At 72.8% G+C, this 26,051-nt stretch carries 20 protein-coding genes and 1 pseudogene; 14 read left to right on the top strand and 7 right to left on the bottom strand.

The window, feature by feature from the left end:
- Positions 1 to 126 precede the first annotated feature (126 nt).
- Positions 127 to 522 (top strand): VOC family protein, encoded by a 396-nt coding sequence (locus IE94_RS0118690; RefSeq protein ID WP_030185591.1) that lies wholly within the window; start codon positions 127 to 129, stop codon positions 520 to 522.
- A gap of 39 nt (positions 523 to 561) precedes the next feature.
- Here IE94_RS0118690 and IE94_RS0118685 read toward each other — a convergent pair whose 3' ends face one another.
- On the bottom strand, positions 562 to 861 hold the full coding sequence (locus tag IE94_RS0118685; protein WP_030185582.1) for a DUF4235 domain-containing protein: 300 nt from the start codon (positions 859 to 861) through the stop codon (positions 562 to 564).
- A gap of 52 nt (positions 862 to 913) precedes the next feature.
- Positions 914 to 1,939: a glutathione S-transferase family protein gene (locus IE94_RS0118680; RefSeq protein WP_030185579.1), complete on the bottom strand. Its 1,026-nt coding sequence runs from the start codon at positions 1,937 to 1,939 to the stop codon at positions 914 to 916.
- 285 nt (positions 1,940 to 2,224) lie between these two features.
- Between IE94_RS0118680 and IE94_RS0118675 the strand changes: the two genes are divergently transcribed.
- Positions 2,225 to 3,145 carry a cation diffusion facilitator family transporter gene (locus IE94_RS0118675; protein WP_030185577.1) on the top strand — a complete coding sequence of 307 codons (921 nt, stop codon included), beginning with the start codon at positions 2,225 to 2,227 and terminating at the stop codon, positions 3,143 to 3,145.
- 86 nt (positions 3,146 to 3,231) lie between these two features.
- Here the strand turns inward: IE94_RS0118675 and IE94_RS0118670 are convergent, their stop codons facing one another.
- Positions 3,232 to 3,681 carry a nitroreductase family deazaflavin-dependent oxidoreductase gene (locus tag IE94_RS0118670; RefSeq protein WP_030185572.1) on the bottom strand — a complete coding sequence of 150 codons (450 nt, stop codon included), beginning with the start codon at positions 3,679 to 3,681 and terminating at the stop codon, positions 3,232 to 3,234.
- Between the two features lie 392 nt (positions 3,682 to 4,073).
- Here IE94_RS0118670 and IE94_RS0118660 point away from each other — a divergent pair, with 392 nt between their 5' ends.
- The 6 genes and pseudogenes from IE94_RS0118660 (at position 4,074) to IE94_RS0118635 (ending at position 11,036) form a co-directional block, all read left to right on the top strand.
- Positions 4,074 to 5,327 (top strand): cytochrome P450, encoded by a 1,254-nt coding sequence (locus tag IE94_RS0118660; protein ID WP_030185568.1) that lies wholly within the window; start codon positions 4,074 to 4,076, stop codon positions 5,325 to 5,327.
- A gap of 12 nt (positions 5,328 to 5,339) precedes the next feature.
- Positions 5,340 to 5,528: pseudogene (locus IE94_RS0118655) on the top strand (ferredoxin); the annotation flags it as partial.
- Positions 5,529 to 5,674: 146 nt separating this feature from the next.
- Complete coding sequence (locus tag IE94_RS0118650) at positions 5,675 to 5,980, top strand: trypco2 family protein (protein WP_051777541.1); 306 nt, start codon at positions 5,675 to 5,677, stop codon at positions 5,978 to 5,980.
- A gap of 7 nt (positions 5,981 to 5,987) precedes the next feature.
- Complete coding sequence (locus tag IE94_RS0118645) at positions 5,988 to 8,657, top strand: serine protease (protein ID WP_030185560.1); 2,670 nt, start codon at positions 5,988 to 5,990, stop codon at positions 8,655 to 8,657.
- The gene (locus IE94_RS0118640; RefSeq protein ID WP_030185559.1) at positions 8,642 to 9,844 is read left to right on the top strand and encodes a hypothetical protein; all 1,203 of its coding nucleotides are present in this window, start codon (positions 8,642 to 8,644) and stop codon (positions 9,842 to 9,844) included. Before IE94_RS0118645 ends, IE94_RS0118640 begins: the two co-directional genes overlap by 16 nt.
- Complete coding sequence (locus IE94_RS0118635) at positions 9,831 to 11,036, top strand: hypothetical protein (RefSeq protein WP_157849361.1); 1,206 nt, start codon at positions 9,831 to 9,833, stop codon at positions 11,034 to 11,036. Before IE94_RS0118640 ends, IE94_RS0118635 begins: the two co-directional genes overlap by 14 nt.
- Here IE94_RS0118635 and IE94_RS0118630 read toward each other — a convergent pair.
- The gene (locus tag IE94_RS0118630) at positions 10,936 to 11,520 is read right to left on the bottom strand and encodes a TetR/AcrR family transcriptional regulator (protein ID WP_030185555.1); all 585 of its coding nucleotides are present in this window, start codon (positions 11,518 to 11,520) and stop codon (positions 10,936 to 10,938) included. The two genes, IE94_RS0118635 and IE94_RS0118630, sit on opposite strands and share 101 nt — an antisense overlap.
- Before the next feature lie 95 nt (positions 11,521 to 11,615).
- On the opposite strand from IE94_RS0118630, the gene IE94_RS0118625 reads away from it, so the two are divergent.
- From IE94_RS0118625 to IE94_RS0118615, 3 genes are all read left to right on the top strand, one after another.
- The gene (locus IE94_RS0118625) at positions 11,616 to 12,053 is read left to right on the top strand and encodes a nuclear transport factor 2 family protein (RefSeq protein WP_030185551.1); all 438 of its coding nucleotides are present in this window, start codon (positions 11,616 to 11,618) and stop codon (positions 12,051 to 12,053) included.
- A 9-nt stretch (positions 12,054 to 12,062) separates the two neighbouring features.
- Positions 12,063 to 12,626: a flavoprotein gene (locus tag IE94_RS0118620; protein ID WP_030185550.1), complete on the top strand. Its 564-nt coding sequence runs from the start codon at positions 12,063 to 12,065 to the stop codon at positions 12,624 to 12,626.
- 78 nt (positions 12,627 to 12,704) lie between these two features.
- Positions 12,705 to 13,673 carry an aldo/keto reductase gene (locus IE94_RS0118615; RefSeq protein ID WP_030185549.1) on the top strand — a complete coding sequence of 323 codons (969 nt, stop codon included), beginning with the start codon at positions 12,705 to 12,707 and terminating at the stop codon, positions 13,671 to 13,673.
- A gap of 69 nt (positions 13,674 to 13,742) precedes the next feature.
- On the opposite strand, the gene IE94_RS0118610 is transcribed toward IE94_RS0118615, so the two are convergent.
- Positions 13,743 to 14,411, bottom strand: coding sequence for a DUF4232 domain-containing protein (locus IE94_RS0118610; RefSeq protein WP_030185546.1), 669 nt, complete (start codon positions 14,409 to 14,411; stop codon positions 13,743 to 13,745).
- A gap of 158 nt (positions 14,412 to 14,569) precedes the next feature.
- Positions 14,570 to 16,951 (bottom strand): SpoIIE family protein phosphatase, encoded by a 2,382-nt coding sequence (locus IE94_RS0118605; protein WP_030185543.1) that lies wholly within the window; start codon positions 16,949 to 16,951, stop codon positions 14,570 to 14,572.
- A 277-nt stretch (positions 16,952 to 17,228) separates the two neighbouring features.
- Between IE94_RS0118605 and IE94_RS0118600 the strand changes: the two genes are divergently transcribed.
- The 3 genes from IE94_RS0118600 to IE94_RS0118590 all read left to right on the top strand — a co-directional run bounded on the left by IE94_RS0118600 (position 17,229) and on the right by IE94_RS0118590 (position 24,685).
- On the top strand, positions 17,229 to 20,315 hold the full coding sequence (locus IE94_RS0118600) for a glycoside hydrolase family 2 TIM barrel-domain containing protein (RefSeq protein WP_030185540.1): 3,087 nt from the start codon (positions 17,229 to 17,231) through the stop codon (positions 20,313 to 20,315).
- Positions 20,316 to 20,494: 179 nt separating this feature from the next.
- Positions 20,495 to 22,738, top strand: a complete 2,244-nt coding sequence (locus IE94_RS0118595) for a cellulase (protein ID WP_030185537.1) — start codon at positions 20,495 to 20,497, stop codon at positions 22,736 to 22,738.
- Positions 22,739 to 23,074: 336 nt separating this feature from the next.
- Positions 23,075 to 24,685: an RICIN domain-containing protein gene (locus IE94_RS0118590; protein WP_030185533.1), complete on the top strand. Its 1,611-nt coding sequence runs from the start codon at positions 23,075 to 23,077 to the stop codon at positions 24,683 to 24,685.
- Between the two features lie 51 nt (positions 24,686 to 24,736).
- Here the strand turns inward: IE94_RS0118590 and IE94_RS0118585 are convergent, their stop codons facing one another.
- A complete protein-coding gene (locus IE94_RS0118585; RefSeq protein WP_030185531.1) occupies positions 24,737 to 25,906 on the bottom strand; it encodes a lactate 2-monooxygenase in 1,170 nt (389 codons plus the stop codon).
- Between the last annotated feature and the right edge of the window lie 145 nt (positions 25,907 to 26,051).

Genomic DNA, 26,051 nt, shown 5'->3' with positions numbered 1-26,051 from the left:
GGCACCGCGGCGACCTCAATCGCGACGGCCGTCGGCCGCCCGCCGACTGATTCGGCCGGGCCGGGATATCCGCAAGGCAAGGGGCAGGGGCACGACGGCCCGCGCCCGTGATCCTTCGGAGGAGACATGGCACTGGTCAACGCGGGCGTCGTGGTGCTCGACTGCGCCGAACCCGAGCGGCTCGCCGAGTTCTACAAGGAGTTGCTGGGCGCCGAGGAGAGCGACGTGAGCGCCAACCGCATCGAGATCGAGGGCCCGGGGAGCTTCCGGATGGCCTTCCGGCGGGACGTGAACGCCACCCCGCCGAGCTGGCCGCGCCCGGAGAACTCCCTCCAGGTCCACCTGGACTTCGTGGTCGCCGACCTGGACGAGGCCGAGCGAGCGATCGTGGGTCTCGGCGGACGCCCGGTGGAGGCGAAGGACCCGGCCGGTCCGCACGAGGAGCGCGGCTTCTCCGACCCGGCCGGGCACTCCTTCACCCTCCGCCACGCCCTCGCACCGACCGCACCCAAGCAGGGCTAGGGTCCGCCCGACGGACAGGCCCCGGCCCCCCGGTCGGCGTCAGTCGCGGCCGCCCTTCTCGGCGACCGGCCAGGCACCGGTCGAGCGCTGGATGGCCTTGGCGCCCGTACGGTCCACGGCGCTGCGCACCGCGGCGAAGATGGCGCCCTGGATCGCGGCGGCCAGCAGGATCTCGCCCCAGCCGCGGTCCGGGTCCAGGGCGTCGGGCGCGTCGTCCTCGTGCCGGATGACCTTCCAGGTCTTCTGGAACGCCATCCCGGCCAGCGTGCCGCCCAGCCAGCCGAGCGCGAACCCGACGGGCTTGTAGGCGAGGGGGAGCTTCTTCTTTTTCTTCGCCATGGGGATCTCCTTGCGTGGTGTGCGCTGAATGGTCGTACGCGGCCGGTGCGGGTCAGGGCCTGCCCCGCACCGGTACCTCCTCGTCGGACCGGACCGGTCCCGGCGGGGTGCCCTCGCCGAACGGACGGCCCCCCAGCTCCTGCCGGTGGTGGGGGGTGAGCCAGCCGGTCAGGTCCGGGCCCACGGGCACGATGCCGGTCGGGTTGATGCCGGTGTGCACCTGGTAGTAGTGGCGCTTGATGTGGTCGAAGTCGACGGTGTCCCCGAACCCGGGCGTCTGGAAGAGATCGCGGACGTATCCCCACAGCACCGGGTTCTCCGTCAGCTTCCAGCGGTTGCACTTGAAGTGGCCGTGGTAGACGGCGTCGAAGCGGACCAGGGTGGTGAACAGCCGGATGTCCGCCTCCGTGATGGTGTCACCGACCAGGTAGCGCTGCCGTTCCAGCCGGGGCGTCAACTGCTCCAGGCGCCGGAACACACCCTCGCAGGCGGCCTCGTACTCCTCCTGGCCGGTGGCGAACCCCGCCCGGTACACGCCGTTGTTGACGTCCTCGTAGACCCCGGCCATCACCTCGTCGATCTCGTCGCGCAGGGCCTGCGGATACAGGTCGGGCGCACCCGGCCGGTGCAGGGAGGTCCACTCGGTCGCGAGATCGAGGGTGATCTGCTGGAAGTCGTTGGTGACGAGCGCCCCGCTGGGCACGTCCACGACCGCGGGCACGCTCACCCCGCCCGGATAGCCGGTCTCCCGCCGGTCGTAGGCCTCGCTGAGGTAGCGGATGCCGAGGACCGGGTCGCGGCCGTCCGGGTCCAGCGTGAAGCGCCAGCTGCGGTCGTCCTGGATCGGGTCGGCGACCGCCAGGGACAGGGCGTCCTCCAGACCGAGCAGCCTCCGTGAGACCAGGGCCCGGCTCGCCCACGGACAGGCGCGGCTCACCACCAGCCGGTAGCGGCCGGCCTCCACGGGCCAGCCGTCCCGGCCGTCCGCCGTGATCCGGTCCGCGAAGTGGCTCCGGGACCGTTTGAAGGCCTTCTTTCCGTAGCCGCTGTTCCCGGGTGTCCCGCCGTCACCGCTCATGACCCTGCCCTTCCGCTGTTCCTGTGACCCTGTCTCTCCGTGACCCTGTCTCTCTGTCTCTCTGTCTCTCTGTCTCTCTGTCTCTCTGTGTCCCTGTGTCCTTGTGTCCCTGTGTGTCTCCGGGTCCCTGTGTAGGCGTTCCCCGTTTTCGCCCGTCGGCACTGGCGGCCACCCGCAAGGCGGGGTGTGAGTCGCGCCGGCCGGGGCAGTCGGGGGTGCGTGAGTGGGACAGGCGGGGAAGAGAAGAAGACGGGCCGCACGGCCGACCGCAGGACACGCGTCACCGTGCTCGTGGCGCTGGCGGCCAACCTGGTGATCGCCGCCGCCAAGGCGGCCGGCGGGTTGATCGCGGGTTCGCCCGCGCTGCTGTCGGAGGCGGCCCACTCGGTCGCCGACAGCATGAACGAGATCTTCCTCCTCGCCGCCCTGCGCCGCAGCCGCCGCCCCGCGGATCGGCGGCACCCCTTCGGCTACGGCAAGGAACGGTTCTTCTGGTCGCTCCTCGCGGCCGTCGGCATCTTCGTCATGGGCGGCTGCTTCTCCTTCTTCCAGGGCGTCGAGGCCCTGCGCACCGGCGCCGACGAGGAACTCGGCGGCTACGTGGCCGGACTGATCGTGCTCGGCATCGCCCTGCTCGCGGAGGGGGGCTCCCTGCTGCGGGCGTTGCACCAGGTGCGTGGCCAGGGCGGGCTCGCCGACGGGCTGCGGGACCCGGCGCTGCGCACGGTCGTCGCCGAGGACGGCACCGCGGTGCTCGGCGTCTGCCTCGCCATGACCGGTATGGCGCTGCACATGGTCACCGGGCAGGTGGTGTGGGAGGCCTGCGCCTCGCTCGCCATCGGCGCACTGCTCGTCTACGTTGCCTACCGGCTGGGCCGCGAGGCCCGCGACCAGCTGATCGGCGAGGCCGCCGACCCGGAGGCCAGCGGTCGGATCAGGGCGCTGCTGCGGGCCCAGCCGGAGATCGACAGTGTCGAGGCGCTGTTTACCATGAAGACCGGCCTCGACTCGACCCTGGTGGCGGCCCGCGTCGACCTGGTGCCGGGCCTGGACAGCGAACGGGTGGAGGAGGTGGCCGTGCGCATCAAGAGGTCGATAGCGCACACCGTCCCCGAGGCGGGTCAGGTCTTCCTCGACGTCACCGACCGCCCCGCGCGGGAGGCGGCGGAAAGCCCCGCCGCGACGGGGGAACGCGGCGGGGCCTGAACGACGCCTTCCCGGCACCCGCCGTTCCATGCGCGCCGATCCGGAGCCGATCCGGAGCCGATCCGGGAAAGTCGGGCGCCTACGGGTCAGCCCGCGTCGGAGGGCTCCAGGACGAAGACCGGGATCTCCCGGTCCGTCTTCTTCTGGTAGTCGGCGTACGACGGGAACGCGGCGACCGCGCGCTCCCACCACTCGGCCTTCTCCGCGCCGGTGACCTCACGGGCCGTCATGTCGCGCTTCACCGGGCCGTCCTGGAGCTCCACCCGGGGATCGGCGGTCACGTTGAAGTACCAGACCGGGTGCTTGGGAGCGCCGCCGAGGGAGGCGACCGCGGCGTACCGGCCCTCGTGCTCGACGCGCATCAGCGGCGTCTTGCGCAGCTTGCCGCTCCGCGCGCCCCGGGTGGTCAGCACGATCACGGGCAGACCGGTGTCCGCCAGCGTCGTGCCCTCGGTGCCGCCCGAGCTCTCGTACAGCTCGACCTGTTCGCGCACCCACTGCGTAGGGCTGGGTTCGTACTCGCCGTCAAGAGGCATGTGCGTCCGTCCGTGTCGTCGTGTGTTCGTGTCGTCATGTCGCCGGGCCGGCCGGGCCGATGGGCACCCCCGGTCGGCGCGTGACCATCCTTACCGCATCCTGCCCTTCGTACCCCACGACCGCACGGACAACCGGACGGAGCGGGTCCGGCCGCCGGTCGCCACACCGTGCCGCTCGGCCAGTTCGGCGGCGCGGCCGGGGCCGTCGGAGGTCGCGATCGCGCCACGCGCGGGGCGGATCCGACCGGCACGGGAGGACACGGCCGCTCCTGACCGGCGTTCCCCGGCCAGTCTGCTCCCGCCACCGATCTGGCCGAACTTGTCGTCGCCCCATTAGATGCCCGAGGCATCTAATGATGATCACGACGCACTCTTCGTCTGCGAGGTCTTCCATGACGGACACCGACACGACGAGCACCGGCACCCCCACGAACACGGATCCGACGCGGGACAGGGGCGCGGCCGACTCCGTCGCCTTCCCGCAGGACCGGACCTGCCCCTACCAGCCGCCCGCCGGCTACGACCCCTTGCGCGCCGCCCGCCCGCTGACCCGCATCACGCTCTTCGACGGCCGTCCGGCCTGGCTGGTGACCGGGCACACCGCCGCCCGTCGGCTCATGGCCGACCAGCGCCTGTCGACCGACCGCAGCCGCGACGGCTTCCCGGCCACCTCGGCGCGTCTGGCCGCCGTACGCGGGCGCCGGACCGCACTGCTCGGTGTGGACGACCCCGAGCACCGCGCCCAGCGCAGGATGGTGCTCCCGGAGTTCACCTTCAAGCGCGCCGCCGCGCTGCGCCCGCGCATCCGGCGGATCGTCGACGAACGGCTCGACGCGATGATCGCGCAGGGTCCGCCCGCCGACCTGGTGACGGCCTTCGCGCTGCCCGTGCCGTCGATGGTGATCTGCGCACTGCTCGGAGTCCCCTACGCCGACCACGACTTCTTCGAGGAACAGTCCCGTCGGCTGCTGCGCGGCCCCCTGCCCGCCGACACCCGGGACGCCCGCGACCGGCTGGAGGCGTACCTGGGGGACCTGGTCGACCGCAAGCGGCAGGCACCCGGCGACGGGCTGCTGGACGACCTGGTCCGGCGGCAGTCGGCCGACGGCGCGTTCGACCGCGAACTGCTGGTCGCGTTCGCCGTGATCCTGCTGGTCGCCGGCCACGAGACCACCGCCAACATGATCTCGCTGGGCACCTACACCCTCCTGACCAACCCCCGCCGGCTGGCCGAACTGCGCGCGGACCCCGGGCTGCTGCCCGACGCCGTGGAGGAGCTGATGCGCGTCCTGTCGATCGCCGACGGCCTGCTGCGGATGGCCACCGAGGACATCGACGTGGACGGGCAGACCATCCGGGCCGGCGACGGGGTCGTCTTCTCGACCTCGCTCATCAACCGCGACGAGAGCGTCTACCCCGATCCCGACGCCCTCGACTGGCACCGCCCGGCCCGCCACCACGTCGCCTTCGGCTTCGGCATCCACCAGTGCCTCGGCCAGAACCTGGCCCGGGCGGAACTGGAGATCGCCCTGCACGCCCTCTTCGACCGGCTGCCCACGCTGCGCCTGGCCGCCCCGGCCGACGAGATCCCCTTCAAACCCGGCGACACCATCCAGGGGATGCTGGAACTCCCCGTGGCCTGGTAGGAGGTTTTGGACATGCGCATCGGCATCGACAAGGACACCTGTATCGGCGCGGGACAGTGTGCCCTGACCGCCCCCGACGTCTTCACCCAGGACGACGACGGCTACAGCACGCTGCGGCCCGGCCGCGAGGACGGCGGCGGCAGCGCGCTGGTGCGGGAGGCGGCCCGCGCCTGTCCCGTGGGCGCGATCACCGCCGAGGAGACGGAGGACGCGGGGGCCGTACCCTTCCGGACACCCGGTGACACCAGCCGGGTTCCCCGCCCCGCCGCTCTCCGAGCCCCTGTGGAAAAGCCACCTCCCGTGTGATTTGCGGGTACGGTGCTGGCACCGACGTCGCAGGGGGACACATGGACATCGAACTCGCCGATCTGCTCAAGTCGCTGCGCTCCGAGATCAGCCGCGCCCGGATCGACGCCGGCGGTCAGGACGTCCGCTTCCGCATCAACTCCATCGACCTGGAAGTCAACGTGGCGGTGGAGAAGTCCGCCGAGGGCAATGCAGGGGTGCGGTTCTGGGTGGTGTCGCTCGGTGGCAAGGCCGGTGCGAAGTCGGCACAGACCCACGTGGTCAAGCTGAGTCTGACCGCCGAGTCGGACACGGGAGATCCGATCCTGACGGGCGACGACGTCTCGAACCTGTTCGTCGCGGACTGACCCCCGGATGAGCGCATTCGACAAGACCCGCGTGGCCGAGGTCGTCGTGCGGTCCGGGCGCACCGTCCAGTACGGATCCGGGTACCGGATCAGCTCGAAGCTCGTCCTGACCGTCGGTCACCTGCTGGACGGGAGCGAATCTCCCGCCTGCACCGTTCTGCTCGGCGGCGGCGACACGGAGCTGGCGGCGACGCCGGTGTGGCGGGGCGCCGGGCAGGACCTGGCGCTGCTCTCCCTGGACTTCACCGCGCCGGCCGACGCCGCGGCGCAAGGGGAGGCCGCGGCGATCCCGGACCGGGTGGCGCCGGTCGCCTTCGGCGAACTCCCGGACGACGTGGGCAGCGTGCCCTTCACGGGGATCGGCTTCCCCGCCTTCGCGCAACGACCCGATTCGGCCCGCTTCCGGGGCCTGCGCCGCAGGGACAGCCGGCTGGTCAAGGGCTTCGTGCAACTCGGTTCGAACATGAAGTCCCGGCTGCTGGACCTCACGTTCACCACGGCGGCGCCCGCCGCCCAGGGACCCGACGGCCAGGACCCCTGGCAGGGGGTGTCGGGTACGGCGCTGTTCGCGCACGACACCGGTCTGCTGGTCGGGGTGCAGGCACACCGGCTGCCGGCCGCGGGCACGGGCGGCGCGGAGGCGGAACCCGTCGCTCCGGCCCTGAAGGACCCGCAGCTGCGCCGGGAGCTGCTGCGCGCCGGCGTACGGCCGCACGCGGAACCGGTCGCCCTGCCCGGACAGGAGCCCGGAGGCCGGCTCCGGTCGGTCCTCTCGCAGCGGGAACTCATCGACGGCTTCGGTGACTTCAAGAAGAACCTGACGGCTGATCAGCTCCCCTACGTGTCGCCCGGCGACCAACACCCGGCCGACGCCGACAACCTGTTCGAGCGGCTCGTGGAGTCGTCCGAGCGCGGGATGCTGCTGGTCGGTGCCGCGGGTACCGGCAAGACCCGCACCGGCATCGAGGTGGGGCGGCGGGCGCTGGACGCGGGGTGGCGCGTCCTGCACGTGGTGCCCGGTGAGAGCAAGGCCATCACGGAAGAGGTCGCCGAACAGGTCCTCGGGGAGCCGGGTGCCGCCCTGGTGGTCATCGACTACCTCAACCACAGCCTCAACGAGTCCCAGCTGGACCTGGCCGCGATCCGGCACCGCCTGATCCCCGAGGCCCGTCGGCGCGGCATCACCGTGGCGCTGCTCGCCTCGGTGCGTCCCGGCTGGCTGCAGAAGGCCAACCGGGCGCAGCTGCACGAGCTGTTCGAGAAGGTGGAACTGCGGCAGGACCCGTCGTTCCAGCGGCAGGTCACCGAGAACGCCCTGCTGAACCTGGCTCCGACCGCCGTTCGGCGACTGACCGTGGACCACATGATGGCGATCTGCGGGCACCGGCCCGTCATCGCCCTGCTGGTGGCCAGCGAGATCGAGCGCCGCGTCGAGCTCGGCATCTCGCTCCCCGAGGCCGCGGGCCTGCGGTCCGGGGGAGAGCTGTCCGCCTGGCTCGAGAGCCGGCTCAGCGAGGACGGCCTGACCGTCGCGGGCCGTGCGGACGACTTCACGCCCGCGCGCGCCTCCTCCGGACTGCTGGCGGCCGCGGCGGCCGCGGCCGCCTGTCCCCAGGACCTCCCCGAGGTGACGGCCACGGCCCGCGCGGCGCTGGCGCACACGGACGGGCCGACGCCGCGGGCCGAGGACGTCGTCGCCACCCTCATCTCCCTGGGCTGGCTGGAGCAGGACGACGACGGGGTGTACTCGGTCGCCCATGACGTGGTCGCCGACCAGCTCATGGAGTTCGTCATGCTCCCCGAGAACGACACGGACCCGGACGAGTCGCGCACCCGTGAAATGCTGGCCGGCTGCCTCATCAGCCCGCGCACCGTCGGCCGCTTCGCGCTCAACATCGGCCGCCTCGTCAACGACCTGACGCTCGCGGGACGGGCCGACGTCGTCCTTCCGGTGCTTGAGCGCTGGTTCGCCGACGAGGCGGACACCATCGGGCAGGTCATGCGCCGCCACCCGAGCACCGGCAGTTACGCGCTGGGCGCCATCTGCTCGGGTGCGCCGTGGTCCGTCCCGGCCGTGCAGTGCTGGCAGCAGGTCGTCGATCCCTGGCTCAGCGACTTCGGCACCGGCACCGACGCCCGGCACCTCCTCTACCGCGGCCTGCGTCGGCTCCCGCACGACGGCGTGCTGCTCCTCATCCCCACCGCCCTGGCCTGGCTCAAGAGCTACGAACGGCGACGCGAGGCCGGCTATGTGCTCGGCCCCCTGCTACTGCGCACCGGTCTGCCGCCCGTGGCCATACGGCAGGCCGTCACGAGCACCTTCACCTGGCTCACGCGCCACGCCGGGGTCCCGGAAGCGCACTTCGTGCTGGGCCCCCTGCTGGGCCGCGCCGACCTCGATCCCCAGGACGGCCTGCGCGCCGTCTCCGCGACCCTGGGCTGGCTGGAGCACCACCCCACCAGCCCCGAGGGCCGGTTCGTACTGCGTCCCCTGCTGTCGCGCGGGGATCTCGGTCCCGAGGAGGGTGTGCGGGCCGTCTTGGCGGCGTTGACCTGGCTGGAGGCGCGTTGTCGCGCGGTGATCTGGATGCCGGGGAGAGCGGGCGGGCGGTGTCCGCGTTGTCGCGCGGTGATCTGGATGCCGGGGAGAGCGGGCGGGCGGTGTCCGCCGCGTTGACGTGGCTGGACCAGTACGCGGAGGCGGAGGAGGCGCAGTTCGTCGTACGCCCGCTGCTGGCACGCGGGGATCTCGGCCCCGAGGAGAGTGCGCGGGCCGTCTCCGCGGCGCTGAGCTGGCTCGACCGGCACACCGAGGCACCCGAGGCGCAGTTCGTCGTGAACCCGTTGCTGTCGCGCTCGGACCTCGGTTCCGAGGAGGCCGCGTGTGCCGTGTCCGCGTCGCTGACCTGGCTCGGACAGCACGCGGGCAACCCCAACGCCGGCTTCGTCCTGGCCCCTCTGCTGTCCCGCAGGGGACTGGACCTCCAGCACCCCGCCCTGGTGTTCCGCGCCGCTCTGAGCTGGCTCGACGCCTACACCGTGACCGCCGACGCCGGGTTCGTCCTGCGTGCTCTGCTGTCACGTGCCGATCTCGACTCCGGGGAGAGCGGGCGTGCGGTGTCCGCCGCGTTGACGTGGCTGGGCCGGCATGCGGGGAATCAGGACGCGGGTTTCGTGCTGCGTCCGTTGCTGTCGCGCGGTGATCTGGGCGCCGAGGAGAGCGCGCGTGCGGTCTCCGCGACCCTGACGTGGCTCGATCGGTACGCCGAGCGCGTGGAGGCGCAGTTCGTCATGGGCCCGTTGCTCGCCCGCGGCGACCTGGAGCCCGGTCAGAGCGGGCGTGCGGTGTCGGCCGCCTTGGTGTGGCTGGGCCGGTACCCGGGGAACGCGGATGCGGGGTTCGTGCTGCGTCCGTTGCTGTCGCGCGGTGATCTGGGCGCCGAGGAGAGTGCGCGCGCGGTCTCCGCGACGCTGACGTGGCTCGATCGGTACGCGGACGGCGTGGAGGCGCAGTTCGTCGTGGGTCCCCTGTTGTCCCGTGGCGATCTGGCCCCCGAGGACAGCGCGCGGGTGACCTCCATGGTGCTGTCCTGGCTCGCCCGCCACCCCGTCGCTCCCGAGGCGCAGTTCGTCCTGCGTCCGCTGCTCCAGCGCAAGATCCTCGCCCCCGACGATTGGCGGCTCGTGGTCGCCACGGCCCTGACCTGGGTCGACCACCACCCCCAGGAGGCCGAACTGGTCCTGCGTCCGCTGCTCCAGCGCGTCGACCTCGATCCCGGGGACCGAGCGCGGGTGATCTCGGCGGCTTTGCCGGGTGATCTCGGCGGCTCTGGATCGGGTGGAGGGGCGGGTGGCGACGGTTGACGCGGATCAGGTGCTGCGTCCGTTGCTGGCCCGCAGCGACCTCGGCCCCGAGGACAGCCGCCGGGTGATCTCCGCGGCTCTGGACCGGGTCGAGGGGCGCATCCCCACCTCCGACGCCGAACTGGTCCTGCGCCCGCTGCTGCAACGCATGGACCTCGGCCCCGAGGACCGCGCGCGGGTGATCTCCGCGGCTCTCGACCGGGTCGAGGGACGCAGGGACGTTCCCGACGCCGAGCAGGTGCTGCGCCCGCTGCTGGCCCGCAGCGACCTCGACCCCGAGGACAGCCGCCGCGTGGTCTCCACGGCCCTCGACTGGCTGGACCACCAGGTCACCACCCCGCACGCGGTGTGGGTGCTGCGTCCGCTGCTGACCCGCAGGCACCTCACTCCGCAGGAAGACCGCCGCTCCCTGTCCATCGCGTTGACCTGGCTCGAACACCACCCCAAGGCGGCCGGCGCCGTGTTCGTCCTGCGCCCGCTGTTGTCCCGCGACGAACTCGACCCCGAGGACAGTCGGCGAGTCCTGTCCAGGGCCTTCGCCTGGCTCCAGGTCTACGACACCGGACGAGCACGCTTCGTCCTGAAGCCGCTGCTGTCCCGCGGCGACCTCGGCCCGGCCACCGACAGAGCACTTTCGACGGCCTTCACCTGGCTGAACCGGTACGCCACGGCGGCCGGAGCCACCTTCGTACTGGGCCCGTTGCTGATACGGCGGGACCTGAGGCCCGCCGAACGCGAAAGAGCGGTCGCGACGGCCTTCACCTGGCTGGACCGTCACCTCACCACCGACGACGCCGCCTTCGTGCTGGGCCCGCTGCTGTCCCGCGACGACCTCGGTCCGGCCGACACGGCGAAGGCGGTCTCCCTGGCGCTGGACTGGCTGGACCGCCACCTCGCCGCGAAGAGCGTCCGGTACGTCCTGAGAAGCCTGCTGCCGCGAAACGACCTCGGGCCGCAGGGCGCCGGGAGGGTCGCCGCCGCGGCCCTCACCTGGTTCTGCGAGCACGCCACCGCGACGGACACCGAGTTGCTGCTCCGTGCGCTGCTGGCCCGGGTCGACTCGCACCCGGACGGGGGAGAGCCGCCCGCCGTCACCCCCCGGGCGCAGCCGCGGGTCGTTCCGCCCCGGCCGCAGCCAGCAGCGCCCGTGCCGCGGCCCGTGCCTGGCGAGCGGATCCGGCATCGCCCGTGACACCCGCCGTCACCATGGCGCCCTCCGCCAGCAGGAAGAGCTGCCCGCCCAGAGGGGCGGGCAGCCCCGCCTCGGCCACCAGAGTGTCGAGGAACGCGCGGAACGCCGCCTTGTGCGCCCGCACCCGCTCCGCCACCGGGGGCGAGGCGGGGCCCAGTTCGCCGTAGGCGTTGATCCAGGCGCAGCCGCGGAAGCCGGGCTCGGCGAACCAGGCGCCGAGCCAGTCGAACACGGCCAGGACCCGCGCGCCGGGTGCCTCGTACCGGCCGACGTACTCGGCCAGCCGACCCCGCCAGCGCAGGTCGCGCCGGTCCAGCCAGGCCACGACCAACTGCTCCTTGGCCGGGAAGAGCTGGTACAGACGCTTGAGTGAGATGCCGGAGGCGCCGCGGACCTCGTCCATGCCGACGGCCCGCACTCCCCGTGCGTAGAAGAGCCCCTCCGCCGCGTCCAGCGCCCTCTCCCGGGCGACCTCGCTGTCCATGGGACCTCTTCCTTGACCGGAGAACCGTCGTTCTCCTACGGTAGCAGCCGGAGAGAGAACGCTCGTTCTCCGATGCTGCCCACGGAGGTTCAGCCATGACGACGACCGACCGGCCGCCCCTGCCGCCGTTCACCCGGGAGAGCGCCGAACGCAAGGTGCGGGCCGCCGAGGACGCCTGGAACACCCGAGATCCGCACCGGGTCTCCCTCGCCTACTCCGAGGACTCGGTCTGGCGCAACCGCGACGTCTTCCTCACCGGCCGCGCCGCCATCGTCGAGTTCCTGACCGCCAAGTGGGCGCGCGAGCGGGAGTACGCGCTGCGCAAGGACCTGTGGACCTTCGACGGCAACCGCATCGCCGTCCGCTTCCAGTACGAGTCGCACGACGCCGACGGCCAGTGGTGGCGCTCCTACGGCAACGAGCTGTGGGAGTTCGACGAGCACGGCCTGATGACCCGGCGCGAGGCGAGCATCAACGACGTGCCCATCGAGGAGCGGGACCGGCGCATCCACGGCCCGAGGCCCGCCCAGTAGGGTTCCGGGGTGAGCGAACAGGGTGCGGGCGGAGCCGGCGAGGGCGAGAGGCCCTTCCTCTACGTGGTCGTCTGCGCCGCGGGCGTGGCCGACGGAGTCGGCGTGCTGATCGACGCGGCGCGGGTGCGCGGCTGGGAGATCGGGGTCACGACGACTCCGGTCGCCATGGGCGGCTTCTTCGACGTGGCCGCCGTCGAGGCGCGCACGGGCCGCCCGGTCCGCTCGGCCTGGCGCACGCCCGGTGACCCGCGGCCCTTCCCGCCGCCCGACGCCGTCGTGGTCGCGCCCGCCACCTTCAACACGATCAACAAATGGGCGGCGGGCCTGGCCGACACCCTCGCCGTGGCCACCCTGTGCGAGGCGAGCGGCCTCGGCGTCCCGATCGCCGTCCTGCCGTGCGTGACCGGCGCGTTGGCCTCCCACCCCGCGTACCGGGAGAGCCTCGCCCGGCTGCGCGGGATGGGTGTGCGCTTCGGCGCCCCGTACGCCGGGGACACCCAGGGCGCGGCAAAGGACGGCACTCGCCCGGAGTTCGGCTGGCGACGAGCCCTGGACCTGCTCGAACGGCACTGACCCGGACGGAGTTCGAGCCCGCGCGAAGACGTACGCTCGCCCTGGTACCGATGATCGGCGAAGACAGGAGCAGCAACGATGCAGTACGTGAAGCTCGGTTCGACCGGCCTGGACGTGTCGCGGATCTGCCTGGGCTGCATGACCTACGGCGACCCCGGCCGCGGCACGCACGAGTGGACCCTCGACGAGGAGGCCTCGCGTCCGCTGATCCGGCAGGCGCTGGAGGCCGGCATCACCTTCTTCGACACGGCCAACGTCTACTCCGACGGCACCAGCGAGGAGATCGTCGGCAGGGCGCTGGCCGACTTCGCCCGCCGGGACGACGTGGTGCTCGCGATCAAGGTGAACGGCCGGATGCGACCGGGGCCCAACGGCGCGGGGCTGTCCCGCAAGGCGATCATGAGCGAGATCGACCACAGCCTGCGCCGCCTCGGCACCGACTACGTCGACCTCTACCAGATCCACCGCTTCGACCCGCACACCCCGGTCGAGGAGACGATGGAGGCCCTGCACGACCTGGTGAAGGCGGGCAAGGTCCGCTACCTCGGGGCCAGTTCGATGTACGCCTGGCAGTTCTCCAAGATGCAGTACACCGCCGAGCGGCACGGCTGGACGAAGTTCGTCTCCATGCAGAACCACTACAACCTCGTCTACCGCGAGGAGGAGCGCGAGATGCTGCCCCTCTGCGCGGACCAGGGCGTGGGAGTGCTGCCCTGGAGTCCGCTCGCCCGCGGCCGCCTCACCCGCGACTGGGACACCGCCACCGAGCGCAGCACCACCGACGATTTCGGCAGCACCCTCTACCAGGAGGGCGACCGTGCCGTGGTCGAGGCCGTCACCCGCATCGCCGGTGAGCGCGGTGTCCCGCGCGCTCAGGTGGCGCTGGCGTGGCTGCTGCACCAGGACACGGTGACCGCGCCCATCGTCGGCGCCGCCAGGCCGGGCCACCTGGAGGACGCCGTGGCGGCGGTGGAACTGAAGCTCGGCGAGAAGGAGATCGAGGAGCTGGAGCGGCCCTACGCCCCGCACCCGATCGCCGGTCACTGACCGGGGGACCGGGGACCGGGGGCCGGGAGCTGGAGGGCCGAGGCCAAGGCGTCCACGGGCACCGGTGCGTCAGGGGCCGGTGCCCGCCTCCAGGGCGGTGACGGACACCGAGGACGCGTTGCCGCCGACGGGGACCTCGCCGGCCGTCCACCGCACCTCGAGGGGCTCCCGCTCGTCCGGCGGGGTGACGAGCAGCGCCGCCGGGGTGGCGGTGCGGGCGCCGCTGATCTGCGGACTGGAGAACGACAGTCCCGCCCACGCGCTCCTGCCCGGCGTCAGCGTGAGCGTCTCGGGGGAGCCCGGCGCGCGCTCGGGGTCCGGGCCCAGCTGCTTGCCGGAGGCGTCCACGAAGGCGGCGCCCGGGTAGCCGTACACCGTGCAGGTGCGGTCGGAGGTGTTGGTCAGCACGACGGGGAAGTTGCGCTGACCGGCCCCCGGGTCCACGCGGCCGACGGCGGCCCGCAGCTCCGAGGTGTGGCAGCGGCCGTCACCACGGGCCGAGGCGGAGGCCGAACCCGCGGTGTCGGTGGGCGCGGCGCCGACCGCCGGAGCGGTGTCGCCGGGCGTCGCGGTGGCGCTGCCCGGTTCCGTGGCGGCGGCCGTGCGGGCGGCCTCGCTCGGCCGCGGGGTGCCGCTCGACGTGGTGCTCTCGTCTCCGCAGGCGGTCAACAGGCCGAGCAGCGCGACCCCGCTCGCGAGCAGGGCCGTCCGGCGCAGGGGCTGGGGCGTGTTCGCCATCGCTTCTCCACACTCCCGTCAGGCTCTCGCGCACGGCCCCGGCGCGACCGGCACCGTACGCCCGTACAGCCGAGTGTCCCGCCGCGCGGCCCGGGAAACGAGGGGGCGCACTCCGCCTAGGGGCGAGGGCGCACTCCTCCCGCGTGGGGGCGAGGGGCTCACTCCTCGTCGTCGAGCAGTCCCAGCTCCGCCCAGATGGTCTTGCCCTCGGCCGTGTGCCGGCTGCCCCAGCGCTGGGTGAGCTGGGCCACGAGGAGCAGACCGCGCCCGCCCTCGTCCCAGGTCCTGGCCCGGCGCAGATGCGGCGCGGTGTGGCTGGTGTCGGAGACCTCGCAGATCAGGGTGGCCGTGTCGTGGATCAGCCGGAGCCGGATCGGCGGGGAACCGTACCGGATGGCGTTGGTGACCAGCTCGCTCACGACCAGCTCGGCGGTGAAGGTCGCCTCCAGCAGGTTCCAGTCGGAGAGCTGTTCGAGGACCTGCTTGCGGACCGGGGCGACCAGCGCAGGGTCGGCGGGGATGTCCCAGGTGGCGACCTGTCCGGCGGGCAGTCCCCGGGTCCGGGCCAGCAGCAGGGCCACGTCGTCCGCGGAGCTGCCCGACGGGAGGAGGCGGTGCAGCACCCGGTCGCAGGCGGTGTCCAGGGAGTCGGCGGGGGCGGCCAGCGCCTCGCGCAGCAGTGCCTGGCCGGCGTCGGTGTCCCGGTCCCGGCTCTCGACCAGCCCGTCGGTGTAGAGCGCCAGCACGCTGCCCTCGCGCAGCTCCAGCTCGGCCGACTCGAACGGCAGCCCGCCCACGCCCAGCGGTGGCCCGGAGGGCAGTTCGACCTGCACGGGCGGACCGTCCGGCGGGACCAGGACGGGCGCCGGGTGCCCGGCCCGGGCCATGGAGCAGTGCCGGGACACCGGGTCGTACACCACGTACAGACACGTCGCGCCGACCTCGCCCGCCCGGTCGTCGCCGGACTCCTCGGAAAGCCGCACCACCAGGTCGTCGAGGTGGGTGAGCAACTCCTCGGGCGTCAGGTCGATGTCGGCGAGGGTGCGCACGGCGGTACGCAGCCGGCCCATCGTGGCCGAGGCCGGGATGCCGTGGCCGACGACGTCCCCGACGACCATGGCGACCCGCATCCCCGACAGCGGGATGACGTCGAACCAGTCGCCGCCCACGCCCGAGCGGGCCGCGGGAAGGTAGCGGGACGCCGCCTGCACCGCGGCGGTGGGCGGCAGCCACCGGGGCAGCAGGCTGCGTTGCAGGGTCAGCGTGGCCTCGCGCTCGCGCGAGTAGCGGCGGGCGTTGTCGATGCAGACCGCGGCGCGGGCGCTGACCTCCTCGGCCAGCAGCACGTCGTCGTGGGTGAAGGGGTCGGGACGCCTGAACCGGGTGAAGACCGCGACGCCGAGGGTGGTGCCGCGGGCCTGGAGCGGTACGGACATCGTGGAGTGGATGCCGTACTCCTTCACCCGCCGCAGGCGGGCGGGGTCCCACTGGAGCCAGCGTTCGAGGTCGCCGTAGGCCTCCGCGGCGACGATCACCTGGCCCGAGAGCAGGCACTCGGCCTGGGGGGAGCCGGCCGGGTAGACGTCCAGCTCTCCGGTGGCGGCCACCGCCTGCGGACAGTCCGCGGTGACCGACCGGTGCGCCGTGCGGCGCAGGCCGACCGGCGGCTCGACCACGGCGGCCGGCTCACCGCCGTGCTCGCGCGGGTCCAGCAGGTCGACGCTGACGAAGTCGGCGAGCGGCGGCACGCAGACGTCCGCCAGCTCCTGCGCGGTACGGGTGACGTCGAGCGTGGTGCCGATGCGCACACTGGCCTCGTTGACCAGTTGCAGCCGCTCGCGGGCGCGGTGCTGCTCCGTGAAGTCGTGGACGCTCACACACACGCCGCGCACCCGGCCGTCGGCGTCGGTCAGCGGGGCGATCCGGGCGTTCCACGCGTGGGCGCGGCCCTCGCCCCGCGCCTTGAGGTGGGTCTGCATGTCGTGCCGGTCGCCGGAGACCAGCACGCGCCGCATCCGGCGTTCCAGTTCCGCGTCCTGGGGCCGGACGCTGAAGTCGGTGGCCCGCAGACCTCGCACGCGGTCGGAGGGGAATCCCAGCAGCCGCGCCATGGCGTCGTTGGCCCCGCGCAGCAGGAGCCGGTCGTCGAAGATCATCATGGCGCAGGGGGCCTGCGCGAGCGCGGCTCTGACCAGCGGATCGTCCTCCGGTTCGGGACCGCGGTCCAGGGGGGTGACGGCGAGCCAGGTGGCCGGGGCGCCGTCCTGCTCGGGTCTGCGGTGCGCGAGCACCCACACCGACACGGTGTGCCCGTCGCGGTGGCGCAGGTCCACCGTCCCGCTCCACTGCTCGTCGTCGTGTCCCGGAGGTGTGCCGTCCGGGTCGCCCGCGAGCAGGTCCGCGGCGGGGCGCCCGACGACCTCGGCGGCTCGGTGGCCGAGCAGCAGGCGCGCGCCCTCGTTCCACTCCCGCAGGGTGCCGGAGCCGTCGATGACGGCGCGGGCCGTGGCGGCATCGTCGAACGGGTTGACCGGACTCATCGTCGCCACTCCATTGCGCACACTCACAGTGATCAGCGCGTCACCTTGTTCCCAGCCTAGTGGGTTCGGGCCCCGTGCGGACCCGAACCCACCGGGCGCACGGGGCCCGGCCGCCGCGCAGGTCACCGAGGAGCCCGGTGCGCCCAGGACAGAAAGTGCTTTCCGTGGCCTTGACGAGTGCATACGGCTCGACGTCAGAATCTGTTTGTTCGCGATTGCTTGTGAGTACTTCTGAGTTCTGATGAGCCTCGATGAGTTCTGATGAGGGAGATCCGCCATGACGGTCACGCGCAGATCGGTTCTGATCGCCTCCGCCGCCACCCCCGCGGCCGGGATGGCGCTCGGCGCCCCGCCGGCGTGGGCCGCGGACGCGACCGGCGGCGCCGCGGGCCGCAGCACCCTACCCCTGCGCGACGGCTGGCGCTTCAGGCTGGTCGACCTCGACGGCTCGGCCGAGGACACCGCGGACGCCGCCGATCCCGACCACGACGACTCGGCGTGGCGCGAGGTCGCCGTCCCGCACGACTGGAGCATCGAGCAGACGCCCACCACCGAGCACGGCACCACCAGCGGCACCGGCTTCCTGCCGGGCGGCCTCGGCTGGTACCGGCTCGCCTTCACCCTTCCGCCCGCCCTCGCCGGGAAGCGGATCTCGGTCGAGTTCGACGGCGTCTACATGGACGCGCGCGTCCACTGCAACGGCCGGGAGGTCGGCCACCACCCCTACGGCTACACCGGCTTCGCCCTCGACCTCACCGACCTGGTGCACACCGACGGCCGCACCGAGAACGTCCTCGCGGTGCAGGTGCGCAACCAACTGCCGAGCAGCCGCTGGTACTCCGGCAGCGGCATCTACCGCGAGGCTCGCCTGGTCGTCACCGAGCCGGTGCACGTACGGCGCTGGGGCACGTACGTCACCACGCCCCGGGTGGGCGAGGACAGCGCCGTGGTCCGGGTGGAGACGCGGGTGGTCAACGCCTCGGGCACCGCGCGCGAGGTCGAGGTCCGCTCGACGGTGCGGGACGCGGACGGCCGCACCGTGGCCCGCACCGCCTCCGCGGTGGACGTCACCGACGCGGCGGCCGAGACCCACGAACTCACCGTCGCGCGCCCGCGGCTGTGGGACTTCGCGGACCCGCACCGCTACACCCTGCACACCGAACTGCGCGTCGGCGGCCGGAGCGTCGACACGTACCGCACCCCGTTCGGCGTCCGCACCTTCCGTGTCGACCCCGACGAGGGGTTCCACCTCAACGGCAGGTACGCCAAGATCAAGGGCGTCGACCTGCACCACGACCTCGGCGCGCTCGGCGCCGCCGTCAGCGTCGACGCGATCCGCCGCCAGATGACTCTCATGAAGTCGATGGGCGTCAACGCCTTCCGCACCTCGCACAACCCGCCCTCGCCCGAGATGATCGGCGTCTGCGAGGAGATGGGCATTGTCATGCTGGTGGAGGCCTTCGACTGCTGGCGCACCGGCAAGAACCGGTACGACTACGGACGGTTCTTCGACGAGTGGTGCGAGCGGGACGCCACCGAGATGGTGCTCGCGGCCCGCAACTCGCCCGCCGTCCTCATGTGGTCCATCGGCAACGAGGTCCCCGACTCCACCGCCACCGCCGGACTCGCCATGGCCGACCGGATCATCGAGGCCATCCGCGCCGCCGACGCCACCCGCCCCCTGGTCATCGGCTCCGACAAGTACCGCAGGCTGCCCGCCAAGGGCTCGGCGGCCGACCTGATGCTGGCCAAGCTGGACGGGCTCGGCCTCAACTACAACACCGCCAGGTCGGTGGACGATCTGCACGCGGCCTACCCGCACCTGTTCCTCTTCGAGTCCGAGTCGTCGTCCGAGACCTCCACGCGCGGCACCTACCAGGAGCCGGAACACCTGAACACCGGCGAGAACCACACCCCGGGCGGGCGGGCCACCTCCTCCTACGACAACAACCTCGCCTCCTGGACGATGAGCGGCGAGTACGGCCACAAGAAGGACCGGGACCGCAAGTGGTTCGCCGGGCAGTTCCTGTGGTCCGGCATCGACTACCTCGGGGAGCCCACGCCGTACGACGTCTTCCCGGTGAAGGCGTCCTTCTTCGGCGCGGTCGACACGGCCGGGTTCCCCAAGGACATGTACCACCTGTTCCGCAGCCAGTGGACGGACGAGCCGATGGTCCACCTGCTGCCGACGACGTGGAACCACCGCGAGGGCGACACCGTCGAGGTCTGGGCCTACACCAACGTCGACACCGTCGAGCTGTACCTGAACGGCAGGTCCCTCGGCACCCGCCGCTTCGACCGCAAGGAGACCGTCGACGGCCGGACCTACCTGGAGACCACCGAGGCCACCGGCGACGACAAGACCTTCACCGACGGCCCCTACCCCGGCAGTTACACCAGCCCCAACGGCAGTGCGGGCAAGCTCCACCTGACCTGGCGGGTGCCCTTCGAGGCGGGCGAGCTGAGGGCCGTCGCCCGGCGCGGCGGCAGAACGGTGGCCACCGACGTGCTGCGCACCGCCGGGACGCCGCACGCCCTGCGCCTCACCCCGGACCGGGAGAGCGTCGGCGCCGACGGCCGTGCCCTGGTCTTCGTGACCGCCGAAGTGGTCGACCGGCAGGGCGTGGTGGTGCCCGGCGCCGAGCACCTGATCTCCTTCGACGTCGCGGGCGGCTCGCTGGCCGGACTCGACAACGGCCGCCAGGAGAGCGCCGAGCGCTACCAGGCGAGCACCCGCACCGCCTTCCACGGCAAGGCGCTCGCCATCGTCCGGTCCGGCACCCGCCCGGGGGCCGTCCGCGTGAGCGCCCGCGCGGACGGGCTGCGCACCGGCACCGCGACGGTCCGCGTCCGGCGGGCCCCGGACCCGGCGACCACACCGGTGCCGGAGTTCCGCCCCGAGCACCCGGCGCCCGTGGTCCACCCGCACGCGGACGCGAGCTACTCCGGCCGGCCCGACACCCTGCCCGCCGCCGTGCTCGACGGCGATCCGGCCACCGGCTGGTCCAACGGCTTCCACAAGGCGGCCACCGCACTGCTCCCCGCCTTCGAGGGGGCACGCGCCGAGGACTGGATCTCGGTCGACCACGGGCGCCCGCGCACCTACGACCGGGTCGAGGTCTCCTTCACCGTGGACGAGGGGCACAGCCTGCCCGCGAGGGTCGAGGTCGCCGTCTGGGACGGCCGCGCCTGGCGGGCGGCGACGGACGTGCGGACCGACTGGGCCACCGCCTCCGACGCGCCCACGGTCGTCGGATTCCGTCCGCTGCGGGGCTCCCGGGTCCGCCTCACGCTGACCAGCCGTCACCCCGGCGAGGCGCGGGGCGCGATCCGCGTCAGCCGCCTGGAGGCTCCCGCCGCCTGAGCCGCCCCGCCACGCCACGCCCCGGACGGGAACGGACGGGACCGGACGGGACCGGTCGGAAAACCGGTCCCGTCCGGACCGTTGACGGCATGTCATGTCTGCCACAAGCATGGCCTGCGACCGCATTTGGGAGCGCTCCCATTCCCCGGCGAGCGCCACCTCCCTCGAGGAGCCCGGACGTGAAAAGACGCAGAACCGCGCTCGTCTCCCTGACGGCCCTGCTGGCGGCGGCCGTCACCGCGCTGCCCGCCGCCCCGGCCGGTGCCGAGGAGACCGAGCAGGTCAGGAACGGCACCTTCGACAACGGCACCGACTCCTGGTGGACGAGCAGCAACGTCACCGCCGCCGTGACCGACGGCCGGCTGTGCGCCGACGCCCCCGGCGGCACCACCAACCGCTGGGACGCCGCCGTCGGCCAGAACGACGTCACCCTGGTCGCGGGGGAGTCGTACAAGTTCTCCTTCACCGCCACCGGTGCGCCCGCCGACCACGTGGTCCGGGCGATCGTCGGCCTGTCGGTGTCCCCGTACGACACCTACTTCGAGGTCAGCCCGCAGCTGAGCGTCTCCGGCAACACCTACTCGTACACCTTCACCTCGCCCGTCGACACCACCCAGGGTCAGGTGGGGTTCCAGCTCGGCGGCACGCCCGAGGCCTGGCGGTTCTGCGTGGACGACGTGTCCCTGCTGGGCGGCGTGGCACCGGAGCCGTACGTCCCCGACACCGGGCCGCGGGTGCGGGTCAACCAGGTCGCCTACCTGCCCTCGGGACCCAAGAACGCCACACTCGTCACCGACGCGACCTCCCGACTGCCCTGGCAGCTGAGGAACGACGCCGGACGGGTCGTCGCCCACGGCTGGAGCAAGCCCCGCGGCGTCGACGCCTCCTCCGGGCAGAACGTGCACTCGATCGACTTCGGCCGCTACACGAAGCGCGGCGAGGGCTACACCCTGGTCGCCGACGGCGAGACCAGCCGCCCCTTCGACATCGGCACGGCCGCCTACGAGCGGCTGCGCCTGGACTCGGCGAAGTACTACTACACCCAGCGCAGCGGCACCGCGATCAGCGACGGCCTCCGCCCCGGCTACGGACGTCCCGCCGGACACGTGGGCACGGCGCCCAACCAGGGCGACACCGAGGTGCCCTGCCGACCCGGCGTGTGCGACTACACCCTCGACGTCTCCGGCGGCTGGTACGACGCCGGCGACCACGGCAAGTACGTCGTCAACGGTGGCATCTCCACCTGGGAGCTGCTCAGCACCTACGAGCGCTCGCTGCACGCCCGCACCGGGGAGCCCTCGAAGCTCGGTGACGGCTCGCTCGACATCCCCGAGAGCGGCAACAAGGTGCCGGACATCCTCGACGAGGCCCGCTGGGAGCTGGAGTTCCTGCTGAGGATGCAGGTGCCGGACGGGCAGCCGCTGGCCGGGATGGCCCACCACAAGATCCACGACGAGCAGTGGACCGGGCTGCCGCTGCTGCCGAGCGACGACCCGCAGAAGCGCGAGCTGCACCCGCCGACCACCGCGGCGACCCTGAACCTGGCGGCGACGGCCGCGCAGGCCGCCCGTCTGTACCGTCCCTACGACCGGGACTTCGCCGCGAAGGCGCTCGACGCCGCCCGCACCGCCTGGGCCGCGGCGCTCGCCCACCCGGACCTGCTCGCCGACGAGAGCGACGGCATCGGCGGCGGCGCCTACCCCGACGCCGAGGTCGCCGACGAGTTCTACTGGGCCGCGGCCGAGCTGTACCTGACCACGGGGGAGCGGGACTTCAAGGAGTACGTGCTGAACTCCCCGGTGCACACCGCCGACATCTTCGGCCCGATCGGCTTCGACTGGGCACGCACCGCGGCCGCCGCCCGGCTCGACCTGGCGACCGTCCCCAGCCGGCTCCCCGGCCGGGACCGGGTGCGCCGCTCCGTCGTGCGCGGCGCCGACGGCTACCTGGCCACGCTGAAGGCCCACCCGTACGGCATGCCCTACGCCCCCGAGGGCAACGTGTACGACTGGGGCTCCAGCGACCAGATCCTGAACAACGCGGTCGTCCTCGCCACCGCCTACGACATCACCGGCGGCTCCGCCTACCGTGACGGCGCCGTGCAGAGCATGGACTACATCCTCGGCCGCAACGCGCTCAACATGTCGTACGTCACCGGGTACGGCGAGGTCAACGCCCACAACCAGCACAGCCGCTGGTACGCCCACCAGCTCGACCCGGCCCTGCCCGCACCTCCCGACGGCACCCTGTCCGGCGGTCCGAACTCGAGCATCCAGGACCCCTACGCGCAGAGCAAACTCCAGGGCTGCGTCGGGCAGTTCTGCTTCATCGACGACATCCAGTCCTGGTCGACCAACGAGCACACCATCAACTGGAACGCCGCGCTGGCCCGGATGGCCTCCTTCGTGGCGGACCAGGGCTGACCGGCCGACCCGGCCCCCCTTGAGGGCCGCGCCGCTTCCGCGGGGAAAGCGGAAAGCGGTGCGGCCCTCTCGGCATGCCGGGGATTCTGACCTTCTTTCAAAGGCGGCCGATGTTGTCCGGTCGCCTTGTTGACCATGAGGGGGTTGTGCGAGAGTGAAGCACCCGTGCGGGGGGTAAAGGCCGGGTCTCGCACGCGCTTTGACGGATCAGGTCCGATTTCGCCATGGCGAATTCACGCCTCCCGCGCTTCGCCCCAGAGGTACACACCTATCCGTGGGTCCTTTCCGGCGATTCGGAACTTCTGATTCACCTGTGCGCGGGAAGGAAACATCTCAGTGCCCACCCCCCACCCCCCTCGGCCCGCCCACCCGCCCTCGGGCGGGGACCCGGGGGAGTCCGACGAGTTGCTGGCCGCGCGGCTCCGGGACGGCCCGGAGACCGAGACCGCCCGGATCGCCGGGCTGCTGATGGCCCGCCACTGGCAGCCCGCGCACGACTACGCGACCATCTGCCTCGCCACCTCGGCCCAGGTCACCGCCATGGTCACCGCCGCGGCCTGGCACCGGGTGCTGGCCCGCCTCGCCGAGGGCGAACCGGCCACGGCGCTGCGCCCGCGGCTGCTGGTGGCCGTGCGCGACACGGTCCGCCAGTGGTCCGCCGACGACGAGATGTCCGGTGTCCTGCCGCAGTTGCTCAAACCCGCCGGCGGACGGGGCATGCGGGCGGCGAAGTCCCTGACTCCGGAAAACCGCACGCTGGCCGCCCGGGCATTCGCCTCTCTTCCCGGACCCGCCCGTTGTTTGCTGTGGCACACGGAGGTCGAAGGCGAGTCCATAAGTGTCCCGGCCGGTCTGCTGGGCATGGACATCGACACCGCGTCGGCCACTCTCGAACAAGCGCGTGAGAAATTCCGCGAGGCTTGTCTGCACGCCCATCGGCAGCTCGCACCGAGCCAGGAGTGCCGCTTCCAGGGCCGGCTGCTCGACGTCCCGATTCGCCGCGGCGGCGCCCTGCTGCCGGATGTCCGCAGACATCTCGCGGACTGCCGTCACTGCCGGCACGCCGCCGACCAACTCGGCCATTTCGAGCGTGAGCTGGGCACCCTGATCGCCGAGGCCGTGCTCGGCTGGGGCGCCCGGCGCTATCTCGACTCCCGTCCGGCGCGGGCGACGCTGGGCGCCCTGGCCAAGGGCAGCGCCCGGCACCGCGGCGGGCGTCCCGGGCTGCTGGCCCGGATCCCGGTGCCCGTACGCAGGATGCCCGGCCGTCCGCGTTCGGGCCGGTCGGCGCTCCGGCAGCTCGGCGCCGCCTCCGCCGGGGTGCTGGCCGTCGTGCTCGTGGTGAGCGTGTGGTCCTACGACGGCGGCGGCGCCGATCCGGCCGCCTCCACCAGCGCCGTGGACAAGGACCACGGCGAGACGTCCGCCACGAGCCGTCCCCGACCGCCCGACGCGGCCGGGATGCCCCCCGCGGCGGACCACACCCGGCTGCGCAACGTCGCCGCGAACCTCTGCCTCGACGTCCGGGGCGAGCCGAAGGCCGGGGCGGGCGCCCGGCTGGCCGAGTGCTCCGAGGCGTGGACCCAGCAGTGGACCCACGAGGACGACGGGCTGCTGCGCAGCGTCGCCGACCCGGGGCTGTGTCTGGACGCGCGGGCGGACGTCGGTGTCGTCATCCTCGGCACCTGCGCCGACGAGGGCACCGGGCGGGGCGACGACGTGCGCTACGACCTCGGCGCTCGGGGCGAGTTGGTGCCGCGCGGGCAGAAACTGCTCGCGCTCGCCGCCACCACCCGTGCTCCCGACGCCGACATCGTCGTCAAGGTGCACGACGGCTCCGACGACCAGCGCTGGCGCACCGAACCGGTGCCGACGGCGGACGGCTCGCTGTCCATCGCCCGCACCGGCGCACCGGACGCCCGGGCCGTGGAGCTGCCCGGCGACTGACGGGCCCCACACCTCGCGCGGGGACGGTGCCGCCGTCCCCTCACTGCGGGTTCACCGCGGGTCCTCGACCAGGTCGGCGGGGCCCGGCGTGGCCGGTGAGGCGTGTCCCGACAGGGCCAGGGTGAGGTCCAGTTCGGCGAGCAGGCAGCGGATCACGTGCTCGACGCCCGCCTGGCCGTCCAGGCCGAGACCATAGACGTAGGGACGGCCCAGGAGCACCGCGCGCGCCCCGAGCGCGAGCGCCTTGAAGACGTCGTCGCCGGTGCGGACGCCGCTGTCGAACAGCACGGTGAGCCGGTCGCCGACCGCCTCCACCACGCGCGGCAGGGCGTCGGCCGCCGCGACGGAACCGGCCACCTGACGGCCGCCGTGGTTGGAGACGACCACGCCGTCCATCCCGGCGTCGGCGGCGAGGCGGGCGTCGTCCGGGTGCAGCACGCCCTTGAGGACGATCGGACCGTCCCAGTTCTCCCGCAGGAACGCCAGGTCGGGCCAGGACTTGGCGGGGTCGGAGAACATGCCGACGAAATGCATCACCGCCGCGTTCGGGTCCTCGTGCACCGGCTTGGCCAGACCGGCCCGGAAGGCCGGGTCCGAGAAGTAGTTGGCGGTGCCCACCCCGTGCAGGAACGGCAGGTACGCCTGGTCGAGGTCGCGCGGGCGCCAGGACAGCAGCGGCGTGTCCAGGGTGACGAACAGCGCCGTGTATCCGGCCGCCCCGGCGCGCTCCAGGAAACTGCGCGCCACCTCGCGGTCCCTCGGCCAGTACAGCTGGAACCAGCGCTCGGCGTCGCCCATCGCCTCGGCGACCTGCTCCATGGGCGTGCTGGAGGCGGAGGAGAGGATGTACGGCACGCCGTGGGCGGCGGCGGCCCGGGCGGCGGCCGGTTCCGCGTCCGGATGCATGATCGACAGGACGCCGACCGGGGCGAGCGCCAGCGGGGCGGGCAGGCCACGGCCCAGCACCTCGGCGCGCAGGTCGCGCTCCTGCACGTCGCGCAGCATGCGCGGGACGATCCGGCGCCTGGCCAGCGCCGTCCGGTTGGCGCGGGCGGTGCTTCCGTCGCCCGCGCTGCCCGCGACGTACCCGAAGGGACCGGGGCCCAGGCGCCGCTCGGTGAGCTCCTCCAGCCGGGTCAGGTCGGTGGGCAGCCGGGGCACCGCGCCCGTCATGCCGTTCAGGTAGATCTCGTACTGGAAGTCCGCCCAGTGCTTCGGCATCCCACGTCCGCCTCTCGTCGTCGAGCTCGCGCTGCCGGCACCATACCCGCGGGTATGCCAGGGGCTGCCCTCAGGGTCGACGGGCCTGTTCCAGGAGTGTTTCAGGCCTATTGGCGAAGGGGTGGATCACGCCATTCGGCCAGTT

The organism is Streptomyces violaceorubidus, from assembly GCF_000717995.1.
GTDB lineage: Bacteria > Actinomycetota > Actinomycetes > Streptomycetales > Streptomycetaceae > Streptomyces > Streptomyces violaceorubidus.
This window is presented reverse-complemented; position numbering and strand designations above follow the sequence as displayed.